Origin of the sequence: Endozoicomonas sp. 8E, from assembly GCF_032883915.1 — a bacterium.
In the GTDB taxonomy this organism is placed as follows: domain Bacteria; phylum Pseudomonadota; class Gammaproteobacteria; order Pseudomonadales; family Endozoicomonadaceae; genus Endozoicomonas_A.
The window spans coordinates 6,154,978-6,178,995 of the sequence record NZ_CP120717.1 but is presented as its reverse complement, the minus strand read 5'-3'; the positions used below and the strand labels follow the sequence as shown (position 1 = coordinate 6,178,995).

The 24,018-nt window shown below is 51.9% G+C and carries 11 protein-coding genes and 1 pseudogene; 1 reads left to right on the top strand and 11 read right to left on the bottom strand.

Annotation, left to right across the window (positions count from 1 at the left end; all coding sequences use genetic code 11):
- Positions 1-70 precede the first annotated feature (70 nt).
- The 6 genes from P6910_RS21395 to P6910_RS21370 form a co-directional block, all read right to left on the bottom strand.
- Positions 71-2,119 carry a hypothetical protein gene (locus P6910_RS21395; protein WP_317143285.1) on the bottom strand — a complete coding sequence of 683 codons (2,049 nt, stop codon included), beginning with the start codon at positions 2,117-2,119 and terminating at the stop codon, positions 71-73.
- The gene (locus P6910_RS21390) at positions 2,112-3,920 is read right to left on the bottom strand and encodes a hypothetical protein (protein WP_317143284.1); all 1,809 of its coding nucleotides are present in this window, start codon (positions 3,918-3,920) and stop codon (positions 2,112-2,114) included. The genes P6910_RS21395 and P6910_RS21390 overlap by 8 nt, the downstream gene beginning before the upstream one ends.
- A gap of 111 nt (positions 3,921-4,031) precedes the next feature.
- On the bottom strand, positions 4,032-6,014 hold the full coding sequence (locus P6910_RS21385) for a C2H2-type zinc finger protein (protein WP_317143283.1): 1,983 nt from the start codon (positions 6,012-6,014) through the stop codon (positions 4,032-4,034).
- 117 nt (positions 6,015-6,131) lie between these two features.
- Positions 6,132-8,606 (bottom strand): C2H2-type zinc finger protein, encoded by a 2,475-nt coding sequence (locus P6910_RS21380; RefSeq protein WP_317143282.1) that lies wholly within the window; start codon positions 8,604-8,606, stop codon positions 6,132-6,134.
- Between the two features lie 117 nt (positions 8,607-8,723).
- On the bottom strand, positions 8,724-10,610 hold the full coding sequence (locus P6910_RS21375; RefSeq protein WP_317143281.1) for a C2H2-type zinc finger protein: 1,887 nt from the start codon (positions 10,608-10,610) through the stop codon (positions 8,724-8,726).
- Positions 10,611-10,727: 117 nt separating this feature from the next.
- The gene (locus P6910_RS21370) at positions 10,728-11,852 is read right to left on the bottom strand and encodes a C2H2-type zinc finger protein (protein ID WP_317143280.1); all 1,125 of its coding nucleotides are present in this window, start codon (positions 11,850-11,852) and stop codon (positions 10,728-10,730) included.
- A 23-nt stretch (positions 11,853-11,875) separates the two neighbouring features.
- On the opposite strand from P6910_RS21370, the gene P6910_RS21365 reads away from it, so the two are divergent.
- Positions 11,876-12,421 carry a hypothetical protein gene (locus P6910_RS21365; RefSeq protein ID WP_317143279.1) on the top strand — a complete coding sequence of 182 codons (546 nt, stop codon included), beginning with the start codon at positions 11,876-11,878 and terminating at the stop codon, positions 12,419-12,421.
- Between the two features lie 1,041 nt (positions 12,422-13,462).
- Here P6910_RS21365 and P6910_RS21360 read toward each other — a convergent pair.
- From P6910_RS21360 to P6910_RS21340, 5 genes and pseudogenes are all read right to left on the bottom strand, one after another.
- Complete coding sequence (locus tag P6910_RS21360; RefSeq protein ID WP_317143278.1) at positions 13,463-16,162, bottom strand: C2H2-type zinc finger protein; 2,700 nt, start codon at positions 16,160-16,162, stop codon at positions 13,463-13,465.
- Between the two features lie 117 nt (positions 16,163-16,279).
- A complete protein-coding gene (locus P6910_RS21355) occupies positions 16,280-17,485 on the bottom strand; it encodes a C2H2-type zinc finger protein (RefSeq protein WP_317143277.1) in 1,206 nt (401 codons plus the stop codon).
- A gap of 131 nt (positions 17,486-17,616) precedes the next feature.
- Positions 17,617-17,964, bottom strand: a pseudogene (locus P6910_RS26930) (C2H2-type zinc finger protein); the annotation flags it as partial.
- A gap of 1,062 nt (positions 17,965-19,026) precedes the next feature.
- Entirely contained in the window at positions 19,027-21,414 is a 2,388-nt protein-coding gene (locus P6910_RS21345) for a C2H2-type zinc finger protein (RefSeq protein WP_317143275.1), read from the bottom strand.
- Positions 21,415-21,531: 117 nt separating this feature from the next.
- The gene (locus P6910_RS21340; RefSeq protein WP_317143274.1) at positions 21,532-24,000 is read right to left on the bottom strand and encodes a C2H2-type zinc finger protein; all 2,469 of its coding nucleotides are present in this window, start codon (positions 23,998-24,000) and stop codon (positions 21,532-21,534) included.
- Between the last annotated feature and the right edge of the window lie 18 nt (positions 24,001-24,018).

Genomic DNA, 24,018 nt, shown 5'->3' with positions numbered 1-24,018 from the left:
TGTTAAAAAGCTCTGTCAAAAAGCAAAGGTTGCACTGGGAAAAACGTCATGAAGGGCTGCCAGATAGTGACTAGTCCTCCTGGTTCATATGCACGGGCTTGCGTTTTCGATGAAGTCTTTTGTGCACCGACAAGGCGTGAGCATTCAGGCAGATCTTTCCGCATCGCCGCTGCTGACCATCCATCACGACCATGGTCTCATCACAGACTTGTTGCCCTGTGTGGTCTCTTCTTTTGTGAAATGACAGGTCTTGAGCATTCTTGAAGAACTTCCCGCATGGCCGCAGCTGGGTGTCCTCCCCGACCACGACCGCGTCACAGGTTTTTTGCCCGCTGTGGACTCTGCTTTTATGAGACGACATAGATGGAGCATTCTTGAAGATGATTCCACATGGTCGCAGCTGGCCATCTTCCCCAACTACGGTTACGTCACAGACCTTTTGCCCGGTGTGGAATCTACTTTTGTGAGTCGACAGGGCATGAGCATTTTTGTAGAGCTTTCCGCATGGCCGAGGCTGGTCATCATTCCCGATTACAGTCCGGTCACAGGTTTTTTGCCCGCTGTGCCCTCTGCTTTTGTGACTTAACAGGGCTTTAGCATTCTTGCAAGTCATTCCGCATAGCTGCTGCTGGCCATCCTGCCCGGGCTCTATTACCTCACAGACTTGCTGCCCGGTGTGGTCTCTGTATTTGTGATCAACCAGAGCTCGATTATTCTTGCAGGCCTTCCCGCATGATCGCAGCTGGTCATTCTTTACGGTCATGGTCTCATGACAGACTTTTTGCCCACTGTTGTTTGTGGCTTGTATTGCGCCTGTCTGGAAAAGATCAGGTTGGCTCTGACCTGATTGGGTTGATTCACTGGTTGTTTGCTGTGTTTCTGAATGGGTAGACGTACCGGAAATCCCGGTTTTTCCGAGAAGATTCTGGCCACGTAGCTTGAGTAAACCGTTAACTATAACTAAATCATCAGCAGTGACAGGTAGTCTACGCATTGGGATATCATCATTGACTGTCTTGATAGGGTCAGTGTTTGCCACTTCAGTACTCATTGAACGTGTAGGGTTGCAGCCATTCAGATTGCCATCAATGCCATGGGGCTGGTGCTGATCAGTCTCGTGCTCAGAGGGTTGACCAGAAGCACACTGGAGATGAATGTCAGGGGGATTAATCCATATTCCGAAAGGTCGGATTTGTTGGAAATCTTTAGCGTTTTCAAAATCAGAATGATCTGAATAATCAGGGCTGTATCCACTGACTGAATGGGGAGGTGTTTTTTGACCGGGTTTCACTGCTGCGTGGTCTGAGGAACCGTCTTCGGAATTCGTTGGCCATTTGCTGGGTTCTGTGCTGTTGGATGAGGTTCGGAATCCGCAAACACCATGACAGGGATAGACAAAACAATTTAAACCCAAAGTATGAGAGAATTGTTGAGGGCTCCGGTTACCCCGGCCAGAGGCAGAGTGCCGAGGGCTAATTATAGAACCTGCAGGTTGGGTGGTGGCTTGCGGGGCCTGCTGGCCGGGTGGTTCTGATGGCGGGTGTTGTTGTTGGTTATGCTCGGAGCCAAACAGCGCAGTGATGATAGCAAACGGGTGATTCTGACTCGCTTTTTGCTGTGCCTCTTTTAGTTCCATCGGATTAAACAGCGTTGAGTGGGGGCGCCAATAGCTTTTTAAAAGCCAGCTGACAGCGATAACCACTTCGACAGGTATCCATGAATACGGGGTGGAGCGCGGAGGGGCACTTCTGTTAGTCAGGATCAGTTCGTAACCAGGCAGCAAATGATTGGCGTAAAATAACTGCCAGGAAATCGACTCAATAATGGTCGTATCTACCCCGTAGCTACCGGGTCTGTGTTGATTGTCATCAGGAGACGGAACGGATCCGGTATAAACGCTTTTGTCAGCATTGTCTGACGGATTGTCGGACAATGCATGTGGGACACGCTTTACAGAAAAGCTCCGGTTTTGAGGACCTGCATCCTGCTCAAACTCAACAATAAAACGTCCTGTCAAAGGTTCGGCCTGACAGATGAAAGACAAAGACAGTAGCAGCAACAGCGGAGCAGAAAAGGATGAGTGTTTAATTGCTCTATCTCTGCATTCTAATTTAGTCATCGCCCCCGTCCACATCAACAGGTTTGCGTTTTCGATGTACCCTTTTGTGATCCCAAAGCGCTTTATTATTTTTACAGACCTTTCCGCATGGCCTCGGTTGCGAATCCTCCCCGACCACGGCCACTTCACAGGTTTTTTGCTTGCTGTGTTCTCTTCTTTTGTGAAGCGTCAGAGCATAGGAGTTGTTAAAGGGCTTTCCGCATGAGCGCAGTCGGCCATCCTCTTCGACTGAGGTTACCTTGCAAGTTTGTTGTCCTGTATGGCACTTACTTTTGTGAGTCACTAAAGAAGGAGCATTCTTGCAGAGCGTCCCACATGGCCTTAGCTGTCCATCTTTCTCGACCACAGTCAGGCTACAGGTCTGTTGTCCGGTATGGTCTCTTTTTTTGTGATCCGACAGGGTGCCTGCACTCTTGCAGATTTTCCCGCATGGTCGTTTCTGACCATCTTCCCCGACCACGGTTACGACACAGGTTTTTTGGCTGCCGTGCTCTCTCCTTTTGTGATCCGACAAAGCTTTAGCATTATTGCAGACTTTTCCGCATGGCCGCGGCTGGTGATCCCCATCGACTACTGATACTTGACAGGCTTGTTGTCTGGTATTGTCTCGTCTTTTGCGGTCAGACAGTGTTTCTGCATTCTTGCAGAGCTTCCCCCACGTTCGATGATGAACATTCTCCCCGGCCAATGTCGCGTCACGCATTGATTGCTGGCTGCGGTCTGAGGCTTGTATTTGACTGCTTAGATTGAGTAACCCGTTGATTATAATCAAATCATCATCGGTGGCAGGACAATGCCCGGGCATTGGCAGATCATCATTAAGAAGCCCGTTATAGCCAGTACATGGTGTGGCTGCACTCATTGAGTTCATAACCACCCCGTCTCCAGAGTTGCAGCTATTTGTCAGGTTACTATCAGTGCCGAGGGGCTGTGGCTGATGCGCCTGTGGCTGATAAGGTCGGCCGGAAACAAATTGGACTTGAGCGGCAGGGGGATTAATGGATATTAAGAAAGGTGGGTGTTGTCGGGAATGTTTAGTGTATACAGAATCAAAATGACTGATACATCCATAGGAATATCTGTTGACCAAAAAGGGATGTGAGCTTTGTCCGGATGTTGGTCGGAATTTACAAACGCCATTACAGGGATGGATGAAACAATTTAAATCCAAAGTATGTGAGTGTTGTTGAGGGTCTCCGTTACCCTGACCAGAGCCAGAGTCCAGGTGGCTGGTGGCAGAGCTTCCCGATTGGCTGGTGACTTGTGGGGCCTGTTGGCCGGGTGATTCCGATAGCTGGCCTTGTTGTTGGTCATGCCGGGAGCCGGGCATCATAGTGGAAATCACAAACGGGTGATCCTGACTTGTCTCTTGTTGTTCAGTCGTGTTAGACAAGGGTGAATCGTGGCTCCAATAGTTTTTAAAAAGCCAAACGACAGCGACAAACGCTTCTACCGGTAACCTTGAACAAGGTACGTAGCTTAGAGGGGTGCCTCTGCTGGACAGGATCAGTTCGAAGGCAATCAGCAGATTAGTGGCGTAAAGCCAATGCCAGGAAATCAACTCAATGTTGGCCGTTTTTAACCCGTAACTGCCTGATCTGTGTCGTTTGTCATCAGGCGCTAATTCTGATCCTGCATAGCCTTTTGTGTCGGCAATGTCTGATGGGTTGCCCGGCAGTTTATGCAGATCACGCTTTATAGAAAAGCCCTTGTTTGTAAAACCTGCATCCTGTTTAAGCTCGATAATAAAACGTCCTGTTAACGCTTCGCACTGACAGGCAACAGACAATGACAGTAGCATTGCCGCAAAGATTGAGTGCTTAATAATTCTATCCTTGTATTCTGGCTTATAGAGAGGAAGGATAGTTTGTAGTCGTCACAAGGCCAGAGACTGATAAGGCGTTGACAGCTATTAGTCCGACAGTTTCCCTTGGTAATCAGACTTATTCACTTTATCCGTCGGAGGACTGATTTCATTGTCCTTGTCCAGATCAGCAATCTTGCGTTTTCGGTGTTGCCTTCTGTGATCCGACAGGGCATGAGCGTTTGGCAGGGTCTTCTGGCACTCAGGGCAGGTTTGCGCTCCGGTGTGGTCTCTTCTTTTGTGATCTGACAGTGCTTTCGCGTTTGGCAGAGGCTTCTGGCACTCAGGGCAGGCCTGCGCTCCGGTGTGGTCTCTTCTTTTGTGAACCGAAAGGGCTTTTGCGTTTGACAGGGTCTTCTGGCACTCAGGACAGGTTTGTTGCCCGGTGTGGTATTCGCTTTTGTGAACCGACAGCGCACTCGCGTTTGGCAGTGTCTTCTGGCACTCAGGGCAGGTTTGCGCTCCGGTGTGGTCTCTTCTTTTGTGATCTGACAGGGCTTGAGCGTTTGGCAGGGTCTTCTTGCACTCAGGGCAGGTTTGCGCTCCGGTGTGGTCTCTTCTTTTGTGATCTGACAGGGCTTTTGTGTTTGGCAGGGTCTTCTGGCACTCAGGGCAGGTTTGCGCTCCGGTGTGGTCTCTTCTTTTGTGATCTGACAGGGCTTTTGTGTTTGGCAGGGTCTTCTGGCACTCAGGGCAGGTTTGCGCTCCGGTGTGGTCTCTTCTTTTGTGATCTGACAGGGCTTTTGTGTTTGGCAGGGTCTTCTGGCACTCAGGGCAAGTTTGTTGCCCGGTGTGGTATTCGCTTTTGTGAACCGACAGCGCACTCGCGTTTGGCAGGGTCTTCTGGCACTCGGGGCAGGTTTGCGCTCCGGTGTGGTCTCTTCTTTTATGATCTGACAGGGCTTGAGCGTTTGGCAGGGGCTTCTGGCACTCAGGGCAGGTTTGCGCTCCGGTGTGGTCTCTTCTTTTGTGATTCGACAGGGCTTGAGCGTTTGGCAGGGTCTTCTGGCACTCAGGGCAGGTTTGCACTCCGGTGTGGTCTCTTCTTTTGTGATTCGACAGAACTATAGTATTCTTGCAGACCATCTCGCATGACCGCTGCTGACCATCTTCTCCAACTACTGTCACATCACAGGTTTGTTGCCCCGTGTGTAATCTTTTTTTGTGTCTTGATAGAGATTCAGCATTCTTGAAGACCTTCCTGCATTGCCGCAGCTGGCCATTCTCTCCAATCAGGATCACGTTACAGGTTACTTGCCGGTAAGGGTCAGTTGTATGAGGTACGCCTGCACCCGATGAGTCTGAGGCGACCCCATTAGTAGCGTTGCAACTGGATGAATCAGAAGCTGGTCGGAATCGACAAACGCCATGACAGGGATGGACGAAACAATTTAAGCCCAAGGTATGTGAATACTGCTCAGGGGCCTCTTCACCGTCGGCAGAGTCAGAAAACAGTAGGCTGGTGAAATAGCCTCTAATGTGAGTGGTGGATTGTGCGGTTTGCTGGCCGGATGATTCTGATGACTGGCCTTGTTGTGGGTCATGTTCATCGCCAGGCATCATAGTGTTGATTGCAATCGGGTGATCACCCGGTGTCAAAATGGATACTGCCTCTTGATATCCAATAGGGTTAAACATCGATAAATCGGGGTTCCAATAACTTTTTAGCAGCCAGCCGACAACGAGAAACCATAAGGAATGGGTGGAGCTTGGAGGGGTGTCTTCGCCGGTCAGGATCAGTCCGTAGGCAATCAGTAGGTTTGTGACATAAAGCCATTGCCACGAAATCGACCCAATGAAGGTGGTTTTCATTCCGTAACTGTAATATCTGTGTCGTTTTTTTTTGGGTTCCCAATGGAGTTCTGCGCAGTCATTTTTGTCGGCAATGCCTGATGGCCTGCCCGTCCGTTTATGCCGGTCATGATTTATAGAGACGTTCTTTTTTTGGGAACCTGCACTCTGTTCAAGCTCGACAATAAAACCTCCTGTCAACGGTTCGGCCTGACAGATGACAGTTAACCACAGTAGCAACAGCAGTGCCGCAAAGAGTGAGCGTTTAATAATTCTATCCTTGCCTACTGGTTTACAGAGAGGAAGGATAGTTTGTAGTCGTCACAAGGCCAGAGACTGATAAGGCGTTGACAGCTATTAGTCCGACAGTTCCTCCCGATAATCAGACTTATTCACTTTATCTGCCGGAGGACTGATTTCATTGTCCTTGTCCAGATCAGCAATCTTACGTTTTCGGTGTTGCCTTCTGTGACTCGAGAGGCCTTGAGCGTTTGGCAGGGTCTTCTGGCACTCAGGGCAGGTTTGCGCTCCGGTGTGGTCTCTTCTTTTGTGAACCGACAGGGCTTTCGCGTTTGGCAGGGTCTTCTGGCACTCAGGGCAGGTTTGCGCTCCGGTGTGGTCTCTTCTTTTGTGATCCGACAGGGCTTGAGCGTTTGGCAGGGTCTTCTGGCACTCAGGACAGGTTTGCGCTCCGGTGTGGTATTTTGTTTTGTGATCCGACAGGGCTCTCGCGTTTGGCAGGGTCTTCTGGCACTCAGGGCAGGTTTGCGCTCCGGTGTGGTCTCTTCTTTTGTGAATCGACAGGGCTCTCGCGTTTGGCAGGGTCTTCTGGCACTCAGGGCAGGTTTGTTGCCCGGTGTGGTATTCGCTTCTGTGAACCGACAGGGCACTCGCGTTTGGCAGGGTCTTCTGGCACTCAGGGCAGGTTTGCGCTTCGGTGTGATCTCTTCTTTTGTGATCCGACAGGGCATTCGCGTTTGGCAGGGTCTTCTGGCACTCAGGGCAGATTTGCGCTCCGGTGTGGTATTTTGTTTTGTGATCCGACAGGGCTTGAGCGGTTGACAGGGTCTTCTGGCACTCAGGACAGGTTTGCGCTCCGGTGTGTTCTCTTCTTTTGTGATCTGACAGGGCTTTCGCGTTTGGCAGGGTCTTCTGGCACTCAGGGCAGGTTTGCGCTCCGGTGTGGTATTTTGTTTTGTGAACCGACAGGGCTTGAGCATTTGGCAGGGTCTTCTGGCACTCAGGGCAGGTTTGCGCTCCGGTGTGGTCTCTTCTTTTGTGAACCGACAGGGCTTTCGCGTTTGGCAGGGTCTTCTGGCACTCAGGGCAGGTTTGCGCTCCGGTGTGGTGTTTTGTTTTGTGAACCGACAGGGCTTGAGCATTTGGCAGGGTCTTCTGGCACTCAGGGCAGGTTTGCGCTCCGGTGTGGTCTCTTCTTTTGTGATCCGACAGGGCTTTCGCGTTTGGCAGGGCCTTCTGGCACTCAGGGCAGGTTTGTTGCCCGGTGTGGTATTCGCTTTTATGAACCGACAGGGCACTCGCGTTTGGCAGGGTCTTCTGGCACACAGGGCAGGCTTGCGCTCCGGTGTGGCCTCTTCTTTTGTGAACATACAGGGATTTCGCGTTTGGCAGGGTCTTCTGGCACTCAGAGCAGGTTTGTTGCCCTGTGTGGTATTCGCTTTTGTGAACATACAGGGCTTTCGCGTTTGGCAGGATCTTCTGGCACTTAGGGCAGGTTTGCGCTCCGGTGTGGTCTCTTCTTTTGTGATTCGACAGGGCTTTAGCATTCTTGCAGGCCGTCCCGCATGACTGCTGCTGACCATCCTCCCCAACTACTGTCACATCACAGGTTTGTTGCCCCGTGTGTAATCTTTTTTTGTGTCTTGATAGAGATTCAGCATTCTTGAAGACCTTCCCGCATTGCAGCAGCTGGCCATTCTCTCCAATCAGGATTACGTTACAGGTTACTTGCCGGTAAGGGTCAGTTGTATGAGGTACACCTGCAGCCGTTGAGTCTGAGGCGACCCCATTAGTAGAGTTGCAACTATAACAGTATGAATGAGCCAAATCGGGGCATGAGCTTTGTCCGGGTGCCGCTCCTGTGTGGTTTGTCGAACTTGCTTCATAGTCCTGCGCTCCGCTATTGGATGAATCGGAAGCTGGTCGGAATCGACAAAAGCCATGACAGGGGTGGACGAAACAATTTAAGCCCAAAGTATGGGAATACTGCTCAGGGGCCTCTTCACCGTCGGCAGAGTCAGAAAACAGTAGGCTGGTGAAATAGCCTGTAATGTGAGTGGTGGATTGTGCGGCTTGCTGGCCGGATGATTCTGATGACTGGCCTTGTTGTTGGTCATGTTCATCGCCAGGTTTCATAGTGTTGATTGCAATCTGTGTCAAAATAGATGCCGCCTCTTGATGTCCAATAGGGTTAAACATCGATAAATCGGGGTTCCAATAACTTTTTAGCAGCCAGCCGACAACGAGAAACCATAAGGAATGGGTGGAGCTTGGAGGGGTGTCTTCGCTGCTCAGGATCAGTCCGTAGGCAGTCAGTAGGTTTGTGGCATAAAGCCATTGCCACGAAATAGACCCAATGAAGGTGGCTTTCATTCCGTAACTGTAATCTCTTTGTCGTTTTTTTTTGGGTTCCCAATGTCGTTCTGCGCAGTCATTTTTGTCGGCAATGCCTGATGGCCTGCCCGTCCGTTTATGCCGGTCATGATTTACAGAGACGTTCTTTTTTTGAGAACCTGCACTCTGTTCAAGCTCGACAATCAAACGCCCTGTCAACGGTTCGGCCTGACAGATGACAGTTAACCAAAGTAGCAACAGCAGTGCCGCAAAGGGTGAGCGTTTAATAATTCTATCCTTGTCTTCTGGTTTACAGAGAGGAAGGATAGTTTGTAGTCGTCACAAGGCCAGAGATTGATAAGACGTTGACAGCTATTAGTCCGACAGTTTCTCCCGGTAATCAGACTTATTCACTTTATCTGGAGGACTGATTTCATTGTCCTTGTCCAGATCAGCAATCTTACGTTTTCGGTGTTGCCTTCTGTGACTCGAGAGGGCTTTCGCGTTTGGCAGGGTCTTCTGGGACTCAGGGCGGATTTGCGCTCCGGTGTGGTCCCTTCTTTTGTGAACCGACAGGGCTTTCGCGTTTGGCAGGGTCTTCTGGCACTCAGGGCAGGTTTGTTGCCCGGTGTGGTATTCGCTTTTGTGAACCGACAAGGCTTTCGCGTTTGGCAGGGTCTTCTGGCACTCAGGGCAGGTTTGCGCTCCGGTGTGGTCTCTTCTTTTGTGATCCGCCAGGGCTTTCGTGTTTGGCAGGGTCTTCTGGCACTCAGGGCAGGTTTGCGCTCCGGTGTGGTATTTTGTTTTGTGAACCGACAGGGCTTTCGCGTTTGGCAGAGGCTTCTGGCACTCAGGGCAGGTTTGCGCTCCGGTGTGGTCTCTTCTTTTGTGAACCGACAGGGCACTCGCGTTTGGCAGGGTCTTCTGGCACTCAGGGCAGGTTTGCGCTCCGGTGTGGTCTCTTCTTTTGTGATTCGACAGGGCTTTCGCGTTTGGCAGGGTCTTCTGGCACTCAGGGCAGGTTTGTTGCCCGGTGTGGTATTCGCTTTTGTGAACCGACAGCGCACTCGCGTTTGGCAGGGTCTTCTGGCACTCAGGGCAGGTTTGCGCTCCGGAGTGGTCTCTTCTTTTGTGATCTGACAGGGCTTTCGCGTTTAGCAGAGTCCTCTGGCACTCAGGGCAGGTTTGCGCTCCGGTGTGGTATTTTGTTTTGTGATCCGACTGGGCTTTCGTGTTTGGCAGGGTCTTTTGGCACTCAGAGCAGGTTTGCGCTCCGGTGTGGTCTCTTCTTTTGTGATTCGACAGGACTATAGTATTTTTGCAGACCGTCCCGCATGACCACTGCTGACCATCCTCCCCAACTACTGTCACATCACAGGTTTGTTGCCCCGTGTGTAATCCTTTTTTGTGTCTTGATAGAGATTCAGCATTCTTGAAGACCTTCCCGCATTGCAGCAGCTGGCCATTCTCTCCAATCAGGATCACGTTACAGGTTGCTTGCCCGTAAGGGTCAGTTGCATGAGGTACGCCTGCACCCGTTGAGTCTGGGGCGACCCCATTAGTAGCGTTGCAACTGGATGAATCGGAAGCTGGTCGGAATCGACAAACACCATGACAGGGATGGATGAAACAATTTAAGCTCAAAGTATGTGAATACTGCTCAGGGGCCTCTTCATCGTCGGCAGAGTCAGAATACAGTAGGCTGGTGAAATAGCCTCTAATGTGAGTGGTGGATTGAGCAGTTTGCTGGCCGGATGATTCTGATGACTGGCCTTGTTGTGGGTCATGTTCATCGCCAGGCTTCATAGTGTTGATTGCAATCTGTGTCAAAATAGATGCCGCCTCTTGATGTCCAATAGGGTTAAACATCGATAAATCGGGGTTCCAATAACTTTTTAGCAGCCAGCCGACAACGAGAAACCATAAGGAGTGGGTGGAGCTTGGAGGGGGGGCTTTGCTGGTCAGGATCAGTCCGTAGGCAATCAGTAGGTTTGTGGCATAAAGCCATTGCCACGAAATAGACCCAATGAAGGTGGTTTTCATTCCGTAACTGTAATCTCTGTGTCGTTTTTTTTTGGGTTCCCAATGTCGTTCTGCGCAGTCATTTTTGTCGGCAATGCCTGATGGCCTGCCCGTCCATTTATACCGGTCATGATTTATAGAGACGTTCTTGTTTTGAGAACCTGTACTCTGTTCAAGCTCGACAATCAAACGCCCTGTCAACGGTTCGGCCTGACAGATGACAGTTAACCACAGTAGCAATAGCAGTGCCGCAAAGAGTGAGCGTTTAATAATTCTATCCTTGCCTTCTGGTTCACAGAGGGGAAGGATAGTTTATAGTCGTCACAAGGCCAGAGACTGATAAGGCGTTGACAGCTATTAGTCCGACAGTTCCTCCCGATAATCAGACTTATTCACTTTATCTGCCGGAGGACTGATTTCATTGTCCTTGTCCAGATCAGCAATCTTACGTTTTCGGTGTTGCCTTCTGTGACTCGAGAGGCCTTGAGCGTTTGGCAGGGTCTTCTGGCACTCAGGGCAGGTTTGCGCTCCGGTGTGGTCTCTTCTTTTGTGATCCGACAGGGCTTGAGCGTTTGGCAGGGTCTTCTGGCACTCAGGGCAGGTTTGCGCTCCGGTGTGGTATTTTGTTTTGTGATCCGACAGGGCTTGAGCGTTTGGCAGGGTCTTCTGGCACTCAGGACAGGTTTGCGCTCCGGTGTGGTCTCTTCTTTTGTGAATCGACAGGGCTCTCGCGTTTGGCAGGGTCTTCTGGCACTCAGGGCAGGTCTGCGCTCCGGTGTGGTCTCTTCTTTTGTGAACCGACAGGGCTTGAGCATTTGGCAGGGTCTTCTGGCACTCAGGACAGGTTTGCGCTCCGGTGTGGTCTCTTCTTTTGTGATCTGACAGGGCTTTCGCGTTTGGCAGGGTCTTCTGGCACTCAGGGCAGGTTTGCGCTTTGGTGTGGTCTCTTCTTTTGTGACGCGACAGGGCTTGAGCGTTTGGCAGGGTCTTCTGGCACTCAGGGCAGGTTTGTTGCCCGGTGTGGTATTCGCTTTTGTGATTCGACAGGGCTTTCGCGTTCGGCAGGGTCTTCTGGCACTCAGGGCAGGTTTGTTGCCCGGTGTGGTATTCGCTTTTGTGATTCGACAGGGCTTTCGCGTTCGGCAGGGTATTCTGGCACTCAGGGCAGGTTTGCGCTCCGGTGTGTTCTCTTCTTTTGTGAACCGACAGGGCTTTCGCGTTTGGCAGGGTCTTCTGGCACTCAGGGCAGGTTTGTTGCCCGGTGTGGTATTCGCTTTTGTGAACCGACAAGGCTTTCGCGTTTGGCAGGGTCTTCTGGCACTCAGGGCAGATTTGTGCTCCGGTGTGGTCTCTTCTTTTGTGACCCGACAGGGCTTGAGCGTTTGGCAGGGTCTTCTGGCACTCAGGGCAGGTTTGCGCTCCGGTGTGGTTTTTCTTTTGTGATCCGTCAGGGCTTTCGCGTTTGGCAGGGTCTTCTGGCACTCTGGGCAGGTTTGCGCTCGGGTGTGGTCTCTTCTTTTGTGATCCGACAGGGCCTTCGCGTTTGGCAGGGTCTTCTGGCACTCAGGGCAGGTTTGTTGCCCGGTGTGGTATTCACTTTTGTGAACCGACAGGGCACTCGCGTTTGGCAGGGGCTTCTGGCACTCAGGGCAGGTTTGCGCTCTGGTGTGGTCTCTTCTTTTGTGAACCGACAGGGCTTGAGCGTTTGGCAGGGTCTTCTGGCACTCAGGGCAGGTTTGCGCTCCGGTGTGGTCTCTTCTTTTGTGATCCGACAGGGTAATCGCGTTTGGCAGGGTCTTCCGGCACTCAGGGCAGGTTTGCGCTCCGGTGTGGTCTCTTCTTTTGTGAACCGACAGGGCTTGAGCGTTTGGCAGGGTCTTCTGGCACTCAGGGCAGGTTTGCGCTCCGGAGTGGTCTCTTCTTTTGTGATTCGACAGGGCAATCGCGTTTGGCAGAGTCTTCTGGCACTCAGGGCAGGTTTGCACTCCGGAGTGGTCTCTTCTTTTGTGATTCGACAGGGCTTTAGCATTCTTGCAGGCCATCCCGCATGATTGCTGCTGACCATCCTCCCCAACTACTGTCACATCACAGGTTTGTTGCCCCGTGTGTAATCCTTTTTTGTGTCTTGATAGAGATTCAGCATTCTTGAAGACCTTCCCGCATTGCAGCAGCTGGCCATTCTCTCCAATCAGGATCACGTTACAGGTTGCTTGCCCGTAAGGGTCAGTTGTATGAGGTACGCCTTCACCCGTTGAATCTGGGGCGACCCCATTAGTAGCGTTGCAACTGGATGAATCAGAAGCTGGTCGGAATCGACAAACGCCATGACAGGGATGGATGAAACAATTTAAGCCCAAAGTATGTGAATACTGCTCAGGGGCCTCTTCATCGTCGGCAGAGTCAGAATACAGTAGGCTGGTGAAATAGCCTCTAATGTGAGTGGTGGATTGTGCGGTTTGCTGGCCGGATGATTCTGATGACTGGCCTTGTTGTGGGTCATGTTCATCGCCAGGCTTCATAGTGTTGATTGCAATCTGTGTCAAAATAGATGCCGCCTCTTGATGTCCAATAGGGTTAAACATCGATAAATCGGGGTTCCAATAACTTTTTAGCAGCCAGCCGACAACGAGAAACCATAAGGAATGGGTGGAGCTTGGAGGGGGGGCTTCGCTGGTCAGGATCAGTCCGCAGGCAATCAGTAGGTTTGTGGCATAAAGCCATTGCCATGAAATAGACCCAATGAAGGTGGTTTTCATTCCGTAACTGTAATTTCCGTGTCGTTTTTTTTTGGGTTCCCAATGTCGTTCTGCGCAGTCATTTTTGTCGGCAATGCCTGATGGCCTGCCCGTCCGTTTATGCCGGTCATGATTTACAGAGACGTTCTTTTTTTGAGAACCTGTACTCTGTTCAAGCTCGACAATCAAACGCCCTGTCAACGGTTCGGCCTGACAGATGACAGTTAACCACAGTAGCAACAGCAGTGTCGCAAAGAGTGAGCGTTTAATAATTCTATCCTTGTCTTCTGGTTTACAGAGAGGAAGGATAGTTTGTAGTCGTCACAAGACCAGAGACTGATAAGGCGTTGACAGCTATTAGTCCGACAGTTTCTCCCGGTAATCAGACTTATTCACTTTATCTGCCGGAGGACTGATTTCATTGTCCTTGTCCAGATCAGCAATCTTACGTTTTCGGTGTTGCCTTCTGTGATTCGACAGGGCTTTCGCGTTTGGCAGGGTCTTCTGGCACTCAGGGCAGGTTTGTGCTCGGGTGTGGTCTCTTCTTTTGTGATCCGACAGGGCTTGAGCGTTTGGCAGGGTCTTCTGGCACTCAGGGCAGGTTTGCTTTCCGCTGTGGTCTCTTCTTTTGTGAACCGACAGGGCTTGAGCATTTGGGAGGGTCTTCTGGCACTCAGGGCAGGTTTGCGCTCCGGTGTGGTCTCTTCTTTTGTGATCTGACAGGGCTTTCGCGTTTGGCAGGGTCTTCTGGCACTCAGGGCAGGTTTGTTGCCCGGTGTGGTATTCGCTTTTGTGATTCGACAGGGCTTTTGTGTTTGGCAGGGTCTTCTGGCACTCAGGGCAGGTTTGCGCTCCGGTGTGGTCTCTTCTTTTGTGAACATGCAGGGCTTTCGCGTTTGGCAGGGTCTTCTGGCACTCAGGGCAGGTTTGTCGCCCCGTGTGGTATTCGCTTTTGTGAACCGACAGGGCTTTCGCGTTTGGCAGGGGCTTCTGGCACTCAGGGCAGGTTTGCGCTCTGGTGTGGTCTCTTCTTTTGTGAACCGACAGGGCTTGAGCGTTTAGCAGGGTTTTCTGGCACTTAGGGCAGGTTTGCGCTCCGGTGTGGTCTCTTCTTTTGTGATTCGACAGGGCTTTCGCGTTTGGCAGGGTCTTCTGGCACTCAGGGCAGGTTTGCGCTCCGGTGTGGTCTCTTCTTTTGTGATCCGACAGGGCTTGAGCGTTTGGCACGGTTTTCTGGCACTCAGGGCAGGTTTGCGCTCCGGTGTGGTCTCTTCTTTTGTGATCCGACAGGGCTTGAGCGTTTGGCAGTCTCTTCTGGCACTGAGGGCAGGTTTGCGCTCCGGTGTGGTCTCTTCTTTTGTGATTCGACAGGGCTTGAGCGTTTGGCAGGGTCTTCTGGCACTCAGGGCAGGTTTGCGCTCCGGTGTGGTCTCTTCTTTTGTGATCCGACAGGGCCTTCGCGTTTGGCAAGGTCTTCTGGCACTCAGGGCAGGTTTGTTGCCCGGTGTGGTATTCGCTTTTGTGAACCGACAGGGCACTCGCGTTTGGCAGGGGCTTCTGGCACTCAGGGCAGGTTTGCGCTTTGGTGTGGTCTCTTCTTTTGTGAACCGACAGGGCTTGAGCGTTTGGCAGGGTCTTCTGGCACTCAGGGCAGGTTTGTTGCCCGGTGTGGTATTCGCTTTTGTGATTCGACAGGGCTTTCGCGTTTGGCAGGGTCTTCTGGCACTTAGGGCAGGTTTGCGCTCCGGTGTGGTCTCTTCTTTTGTGATCCGACAGGGCTTGAGCGTTCGGCAGGGTCTTCTGGCACTCAGGGCAGGTTTGCGCTCCGGAGTGGTCTCTTCTTTTGTGATTCGACAGGGCTTTCGCGTTTGGCAGGGTCTTCTGGCACTCAGGGCAGGTTTGTTGCCCGGTGTGGTATTGTCTTTTGTGAATATACAGGGCTTTCCCGTTTGGCAGGGGCTTCTGGCACTCAGGGCAGGTTTGTGCTCCGGTGTGGTATTCGCTTTTGTGAACCGACAGGGCTTGAGCGTTTGGCAGGGGCTTCTGGCACTCAGGGCAGGTTTGCGCTCCGGTGTGGTCTCTTCTTTTGTGATTCGACAGGACTTTAACATTCTTGCAGGCCATCCCGCATGACTGCTGCTGCCCATCCTCCCCAACTACTGTCACATCACAGGTCTGTTGCCCCGTGTGTAATCTTTTTTTGTGTCTTGATAGAGATTCAGCATTCTTGAAGACCTTCCCGCATTGCAGCAGCTGGCCATTCTCTCCAATCAGGATCACGTTACAGGTTACTTGCCGGTAAGTGTCAGTTGCATGAGGTACGCCTGCACCCGTTGAGTCTGGGGCGACCCCATTAGTAGCGTTGCAACTGGATGAATCGGAAGCTGGTCGGAATCGACAAACGCCATGACAGGGATGGACGAAACAATTTAAGCCCAAAGTATGTGAATACTGCTCAGGGGCCTCTTCACCGTCGGCAGAGTCAGAATACAGTAGGCTGGTGAAATAGCCTGTAATGTGAGTGGTGGATTGTGCGGTTTGCTGGCCGGATGATTCTGATGACTGGCCTTGTTGTGGGTCATGTTCATCGCCAGGCTTCATAGTGTTGATTGAAATCTGTGTCAAAATAGATGCCGCCTCTTGATATCCAATAGGGTTAAACATCGATAAATCGGGGTTCCGATAACTTTTTAGCAGCCAGCCGACAACGAGAAACCATAAGGAATGGATGGAGCTTGGAGGGGTGTCTTTGCTGGTCAGGATCAGTTCGTAGGCAATCAGTAGGTTTGTGGCATAAAGCCATTGCCACGAAATCGACCCAATGAAGGTGGTTTTCATTCCGTAACTGTAATCTCTGTGTCGTTTTTTTTTGGGTTCCCAATGGAGTTCTGCGCAGTCATTTTTGTTGGCAATGCCTGATGGCCTGCCCGTCCATTTATGCCGGTCATGATTTATAGAGACGTTCTTTTTTAGAGAACCTGTACTCTGTTCAAGCTCGACAATCAAACGCCCTGTCAACGGTTCGGCCTGACAGATGACAGTTAACCACAGTAGCAACAGCAGTGCCGCAAAGGGTGAGCGTTTAATAATTCTATCCTTGTCTTCTGGTTTACAGAGAGGAAGGATAGTTTGTAGTCGTCACAAGGCCAGAGACTGATAAGGCGTTGGCAGCTATTAGTCCGACAGTTTCCCTTGGTAATCAGACTTATTCACTTTATCTGCCGGAGGACTGATTTCATTGTCCTTGTCCAGAGCAGCAATCTTACGTTTTCGGTGTTGCCTTTTGTGATCCGACAGGGCTTGAGCGTTTGGCAGGGTCTTCTGGCACTCAGGGCAGGTTTGCGCTCCGGTGTGGTCTCTTCTTTTGTGAACCGACAGGGCTTGAGCGTTTGGCAGGGTCTTCTGGCACTCAGGGCAGGTTTGCGCTCCGGAGTGGTCTCTTCTTTTGTGACTCGACAGGGCTTGAGCATTTGACAGGGTCTTCCGGCACTCAGGGCAGGTTTGCGTTCCGGTGTGGTATTTTGTTTTGTGAGCCGACAGGGCTTGAGTATTTGGCAGGGTCTTCTGGCACTCAGGGCAGGTTTGTGCTCGGGTGTGGTCTCTTCTTTTGTGACGCGACAGGCCTTGAGCGTTTGGCAGGGTCTTCTGGCACTCAGGGCAGGTTTGCGCTCCGGTGTGGTCTCTTCTTTTGTGAACCGACAGGGCTTGAGCGTTTGGCAGGGTCTTCTGGCACTCAGGGCAGGTTTGCGCTCCGGTGTGGTCTCTTCTTTTGTGACTCGACAGGGCTTGAGCGTTTGGCAGGGTCTTCTGGCACTCAGGACAGGTTTGCGCTCCGGTGTGGTCTCTTCTTTTGTGACGCGACAGGGCTTGAGCGTTTGGCAGGGTCTTCTGGCACTGAGAACAGGTTTGCACTCCGGTGTGGTCTCTTCTTTTGTGATCCGACAGGGCTTTCGCGTTTGGCAGAGGCTTCTGGCACTCAGGGCAGGTTTGCGCTCTGGTGTGGTCTCTTCTTTTGTGATCCGACAGGGCTTGAGCGTTTGGCAGGGTCTTCTGGCACTCAGGGCAGGTTTGCGCTCCGGTGTGGTATTTTGTTTTGTGATCCGACAGGGCTTGAGCGTTTGGCAGGGTCTTCTGGCACTCAGGGCAGGTTTGCGCTCCGGTGTGGTATTTTGTTTTGTGAACCGACAGGGCTTTCGCGTTTGACAGGGCCTTCTGGCACTCAGGGCAGGTTTGCGCTCCTGTGTGGTCTCTTCTTTTGTGAACCGACAGGGCACTCGCGTTTGGCAGGGTTTTCTGGCACTCAGGGCAGGTTTGCGCTCCGGTGTGGTCTCTTCTTTTGTGAACCGACAGGGCACTCGCGTTTGGCAGGGTTTTTGGCACTCAGGGCAGGTTTGCGCTCCGGTGTGGTCTCTTCTTTTGTGATCCGACAGGGCACTCGCGTTTGGCAGGGTTTTCTGGCACTCAGGGCAGATTTGCGCTCCGGAGTGGTCTCTTCTTTTGTGACCCGACAGGGCTTGAGCGTTTGGCAGGGTCTTCTGGCACTCAGGGCAGGTTTGCGCTCCGGTGTGGTCTCTTCTTTTGTGAACCGACAGGGCAATCGCGTTTGGCAGGGTCTTCTGGCACTCAGGGCAGATTTGCGCTCCGGAGTGGTCTCTTCTTTTGTGACCCGACAGGGCTTGAGCGTTTGGCAGGGTCTTCTGGCACTCGGGGCAGGTTTGCGCTCCGGTATGGTCTCTTCTTTTGTGATCCGACAGGGCAATCGCGTTTGACAGGGTCTTCTGGCACTCAGGGCAGGTTTGCGCTCCGGAGTGGTCTCTTCTTTTGTGATTCGACAGGGCTTTGGCATTCTTGCAGGCCATCCCGCATGACTGCTGCTGCCCATCCTCCCCAACTAGTGTCACATCACAGGTTTGTTGCCCCGTATGTAATCTTTTTTTGTGTCTTGATAGATATTCAGCGTTCTTGAAGACCTTCCCGCATTGCAGCAGCTGGCCATTCTCTCCAATCAGGATCACGTTACAGGTTACTTGCCCGTAAGGGTCAGTTGCATGAGGTACGCCTGCACCCGTTGAGTCTGGGGCGACCCCATTAGTAGCGTTGCAACTGGATGAATCGGAAGCTGGTCGGAATCGACAAACGCCATGACAGGGATGGACGAAACAATTTAAGCCCAAAGTATGTGAATACTGCTCAGGGGCCTCTTCACCGTCGGCAGAGTCAGAAAACAGTAGGCTGGTGAAATAGCCTGTAATGTGAGTGGTGGATTGTGCGGTTTGCTGGCCGGATGATTCTGATGACTGGCCTTGTTGTGGGTCATGTTCATCGCCAGGCTTCACAGTGTTGATTGCAATCGAGTGATCCCCCTGTGTCAAAATGGATACCGCCTCTTGATATCCAATAGGGTTAAACATCGATAAATGGGGATTCCAATAATTTTTTAGCAGCCAGCCGACAACGAGAAACCATAAGGAATGGATGGAGCTTGGAGGGGTGTCTTTGCTGGTCAGGATCAGTTCGTAGGCAATCAGTAGGTTTGTGGCATAAAGCCATTGCCACGAAATCGACCCAATGAAGGTGGTTTTCATTCCGTAACTGTAATCTCTGTGTCGTTTTTTTTGGGGTTCCCAATGGAGTTCTGCGCAGTCATTTTTGTCGGCAATGCCTGATGGCCTGCCCGTCCATTTATGCCGGTCATGATTTATAGAGACGTTCTTTTTTAGAGAACCTGCGCTCTGTTCAAGCTCGACAATAAAGCGTCCTGTCAACGGTTCGGCCTGACAGATGACAGTTAACCACAGTAGCAACAGCAGTGCCGCAAAGAGTGAGCGTTTAATAATTCTATCCTTGTCTTCTGGTTTACAGAGAGGAAGGATAGTTTGTAGTCGTCACAAGGCCAGAGACTGATAAGGCGTTGACAGCTATTAGTCCGACAGTTTCCCTTGGTAATCAGACTTATTCACTTTATCTGCCGGAGGACTGATTTCATTGTCCTTGTCCAGATCAGCAATCTTACGTTTTCGGTGTTGCCTTCTGTGATTCGACAGGGCTTTCGCGTTTGGCAGGGTCTTCTGGCACTCAGGGCAGGTTTGCGCTCGGGTGTGGTCTCTTCTTTTGTGATCCGACAAGGCTTGAGCGTTTGGCAGGGTTTTCTGGCACTCAGGGCAGATTTGTGCTCCGGTGTGGTCTCTTCTTTTGTGACCCGACAGGGCTTGAGCGTTTGGCAGGGTCTTCTGGCACTCAGGGCAGGTTTGCGCTCCGGTGTGGTTTTTTCTTTTGTGATCCGTCAGGGCTTTCGCGTTTGGCAGGGTCTTCTGGCACTCTGGGCAGGTTTGCGCTCGGGTGTGGTCTCTTCTTTTGTGATCCGACAGGGCCTTCGCGTTTGGCAGGGTCTTCTGGCACTCAGGGCAGGTTTGTTGCCCGGTGTGGTATTCGCTTTTGTGAACCGACAGGGCACTCGCGTTTGGCAGGGGCTTCTGGCACTCAGGGCAGGTTTGCGCTCTGGTGTGGTCTCTTCTTTTGTGAACCGACAGGGCTTGAGCGTTTGGCAGGGTCTTCTGGCACTCAGGGCAGGTTTGCGCTCCGGTGTGGTCTCTTCTTTTGTGAACCGACAGGGCACTCGCGTTTGGCAGGGTTTTCTGGCACTCAGGGCAGGTTTGCGCTCCGGTGTGGTATTTTGTTTTGTGAACCGACAGGGCTTTCGCGTTTGGCAGGGTCTTCTTGCACTCAGGGCAGGTTTGCGCTCCGGTGTGGTCTCTTCTTTTGTGAACCGACAGGGCACTCGCGTTTGGCAGGGTCTTCTGGCACTCAGGGCAGGTTTGTTGCCCGGTGTGGTATTCGCTTTTGTGATTCGACAGGGCTTTCGCATTTGGCAGGGTCTTCTGGCACTCAGGGCAGGTTTGCGCTCCGGTGTGGTCTCTTCTTTTGTGAACCGACAGGGCTTGAGCGTTTGGCAGGGGCTTCTGGCACTCAGGGCAGGTTTGCGCTCCGGTGTGGTCTCTTCTTTTGTGATCCGACAGGGCACTCGCGTTTGGCAGGGTCTTCTGGCACTCAGGGCAGGTTTGCGCTCCGGTGTGGTATTTTGTTTTGTGAACCGACAGGGCAATCGCGTTTGGCAGGGTCTTCCGGCACTCAGGGCAGGTTTGCGCTCCGGAGTGGTCTCTTCTTTTGTGACCCGACAGGGCTTGAGCGTTTGGCAGGGTCTTCTGGCACTCAGGGCAGGTTTGCGCTCCGGTGTGGTCTCTTCTTTTGTGACCCGACAGGGCTTGAGCATTTGGCAGGGTCTTCTGGCATTCAGGGCAGGTTTGCGCTCCGGTGTGGTCTCTTCTTTTGTGATTTGACAGGACTTTAGCATTCTTGCAGGCCATCCCGCATGACCGCTGCTGACCGTCCTCCCCAACCAGCGTCACATCACAGGTTTGTTGCCCCGTGTGTAATCTTTTTTTGTGTGTTGATAGAGATTCAGCGTTCTTGAAGACCTTACCGCATTGCCGCAGCTGGCCATTCTCTCCAATCAGGATCACGTTACAGGTTACTTGCCCGTAAGGGTCAGTTGCATGAGGTACGCCTGCACCCGTTGAGTCTGGGGCGACCCCATTAGTAGCGTTGCAACTGGATGAATCGGAAGCTGGTCGGAATCGACAAACACCATGACAGGGATGAACGAAACAATTTAAGCCCAAAGTATGTGAATACTGCTCAGGGGCCTCTTCACCGTCGGCAGAGTCAGAAAACAGTAGGCTGGTGAAATAACCTGTAATGTGAGTGGTGGATTGTGCGGTTTGCTGGCCGGATGATTCTGATGACTGGCCTTGTTGTGGGTCATGTTCATCGCCAGGCTTCACAGCGTTGATTGCAATCGGGTGATCCCCCTGTGTCAAAATGGATACCGCCTCTTGATATCCAATAGGGTTAAACATCGATAAATCGGGATTCCAATAACTTTTTAGCAGCCAGCCGACAACGAGAAACCATAAGGAATGGATGGAGCTTGGAGGGGTGTCTTTGCTGGTCAGGATCAGTTCGTAGGCAATCAGTAGGTTTGTGGCATAAAGCCATTGCCACGAAATCGACCCAATGAAGGTGGTTTTCATTCCGTAACTGTCATCTCTGTGTCGTTTTTTTTTGGGTTCCCAATGGAGTTCTGCGCAGTCATTTTTGTCGGCAATGCCTGATGGCCTGCCCGTCCATTTATGCCGGTCATGATTTATAGAGACGTTCTTTTTTAGAGAACCTGCGCTCTGTTCAAGCTCGACAATAAAGCGTCCTGTCAACGGTTCGGCCTGACAGATGACAGTTAACCACAGTAGCAACAGCAGTGCCGCAAAGGGTGAGCGTTTAATAATTCTATCCTTGTCTTCTGGTTTACAGAGAGGAAGGATAGTTTGTAGTCGTCACAAGACCAGAGACTGATAAGGCGTTGACAGCTATTAGTCCGACAGTTTCTCCCGGTAATCAGACTTATTCACTTTATCTGCCGGAGGACTGATTTCATTGTCCTTGTCCAGATCAGCAATCTTACGTTTTCGGTGTTGCCTTTTGTGATCCGACAGGGCTTGAGCGTTTGGCAGGGTCTTCTGGCACTCAGGGCAGGTTTGCGCTCCGGTGTGGTATTTTGTTTTGTGACTCGACAGGGCTTGAGCGTTTGGCAGGGTCTTCTGGCACTCAGGACAGGTTTGCGCTTCGGTGTGGTCTCTTCTTTTGTGACGCGACAGGGCTTGAGCGTTTGGCAGGGTCTTCTGGCACTGAGAACAGGTTTGCACTCCGGTGTGGTCTCTTCTTTTGTGATCCGACAGGGCTTTCGCGTTTGGCAGAGGCTTCTGGCACTCAGGGCAGGTTTGCGCTCCGGTATGGTCTCTTCTTTTGTGACGCGACAGGGCTTGAGCGTTTGGCAGGGTCTTCTGGCACTCAGGGCAGGTTTGTTGCCCGGTGTGGTATTCGCTTTTGTGATTCGACAGGGCTTTCGCGTTCGGCAGGGTCTTCTGGCACTCAGGGCAGGTTTGTTGCCCGGTGTGGTATTCGCTTTTGTGATTCGACAGGGCTTTCGCGTTCGGCAGGGTCTTCTGGCACTCAGGGCAGGTTTGCGCTCCGGTGTGGTCTCTTCTTTTGTGACGCGACAGGGCTTTCGCGTTTGGCAGGGTCTTCTGGCACTCAGGGCAGGTTTGTTGCCCGGTGTGGTATTCGCTTTTGTGATTCGACAGGGCTTTTGCGTTCGGCAGGGTCTTCTGGCACTCAGGGCAGGTTTGAGCTCCGGTGTGGTCTCTTCTTTTGTGAACCGACAGGGCTTTCGCGTTTGGCAGGGTCTTCTGGCACTCAGGGCAGGTTTGTTGCCCGGTGTGGTATTCGCTTTTGTGAACCGACAAGGCTTTCGCGTTTGGCAGGGTCTTCTGGCGCTCAGGGCAGGTTTGCGCTCCGGTGTGGTCTCTTCTTTTGTGAAAATGCAGGGCAATCGCGTTTGGCAGGGTCTTCTGGCACTCAGGGCAGGTTTGCGCTCCGGTGTGGTCTCTTCTTTTGTGATCCGACAGGGCACTCGCGTTTGGCAGGGTCTTCTGGCACTCAGGGCAGGTTTGCGCTCCGGAGTGGTCTCTTCTTTTGTGACCCGACAGGGCAATCGCGTTTGGCAGGGTCTTCTGGCACTCAGGGCAGGTTTGCGCTCCGGTGTGGTCTCTTCTTTTGTGATCCGACAGGGCAATCGCGTTTGGCAGGGTCTTCCGGCACTCAGGGCAGGTTTGCGCTCCGGAGTGGTCTCTTCTTTTGTGAACCGACAGGGCTTGAGCGTTTGGCAGGGTCTTCTGGCACTCAGGGCAGGTTTGCGCTCCGGAGTGGTCTCTTCTTTTGTGATTCGACAGGGCAATCGCGTTTGGCAGAGTCTTCTGGCACTCAGGGCAGGTTTGCACTCCGGAGTGGTCTCTTCTTTTGTGATTCGACAGGGCTTTAGCATTCTTGCAGGCCATCCCGCATGACTGCTGCTGACCATCCTCCCCAACTACTGTCACATCACAGGTTTGTTGTCCCGTGTGTAATCCTTTTTTGTGTGTTGATAGAGATTCAGCATTCTTGAAGACCTTCCCGCATTGCAGCAGCTGGCCATTCTCTCCAATCAGGATCACGTTACAGGTTACTTGCCCGTGAGGGTCAGTTGCATGAGGTACGCCTGCACCCGTTGAGTCTGGGGCGACCCCATTAGTAGCGTTGCAACTGGATGAATCGGAAGCTGGTCGGAATCGACAAACGCCATGACAGGGATGGATGAAACAATTTAAGCCCAAAGTATGTGAATACTGCTCAGGGGCCTCTTCACCGTCGGCAGAGTCAGAATACAGTAGGCTGGTGAAATAGCCTGTAATGTGAGTGGTGGATTGTGCGGTTTGCTGGCCGGATGATTCTGATGACTGGCCTTGTTGTGGGTCATGTTCATCGCCAGGCTTCATAGTGTTGATTGCAATCGGGTGATCCCCCTGTGTCAAAATGGATACCGCCTCTTGATATCCAATAGGGTTAAACATCGATAAATCGGGGTTCCAATAACTTTTTAGCAGCCAGCCGACAACGAGAAACCATAAGGAATGGGTGGAGCTTGGAGGGGTGTCTTTGGCGGTCAGGATCAGTTCGTAGGCAATCAGCAGCTTTGTGGCATAAAGCCATTGCCACGAAATCGACCCAATGAAGGTGGTTTTTATTCCGTAACTGTCATCTCTGTGTCGTTTTTTTTTGGGTTCCCAATGGAGTTCTGCGCAGTCATTTTTGTCGTGAATGCCTAATGGCCTGCCCGTCCATTTATGCCGGTCATGATTTATAGAGACGTTCTTTTTTAGAGAACCTGCGCTCTGTTCAAGCTCGACAATAAAGCGTCCTGTCAACGGTTCGGCCTGACAGATGACAGTTAACCACAGTAGCAACAGCAGTGCCGCAAAGGG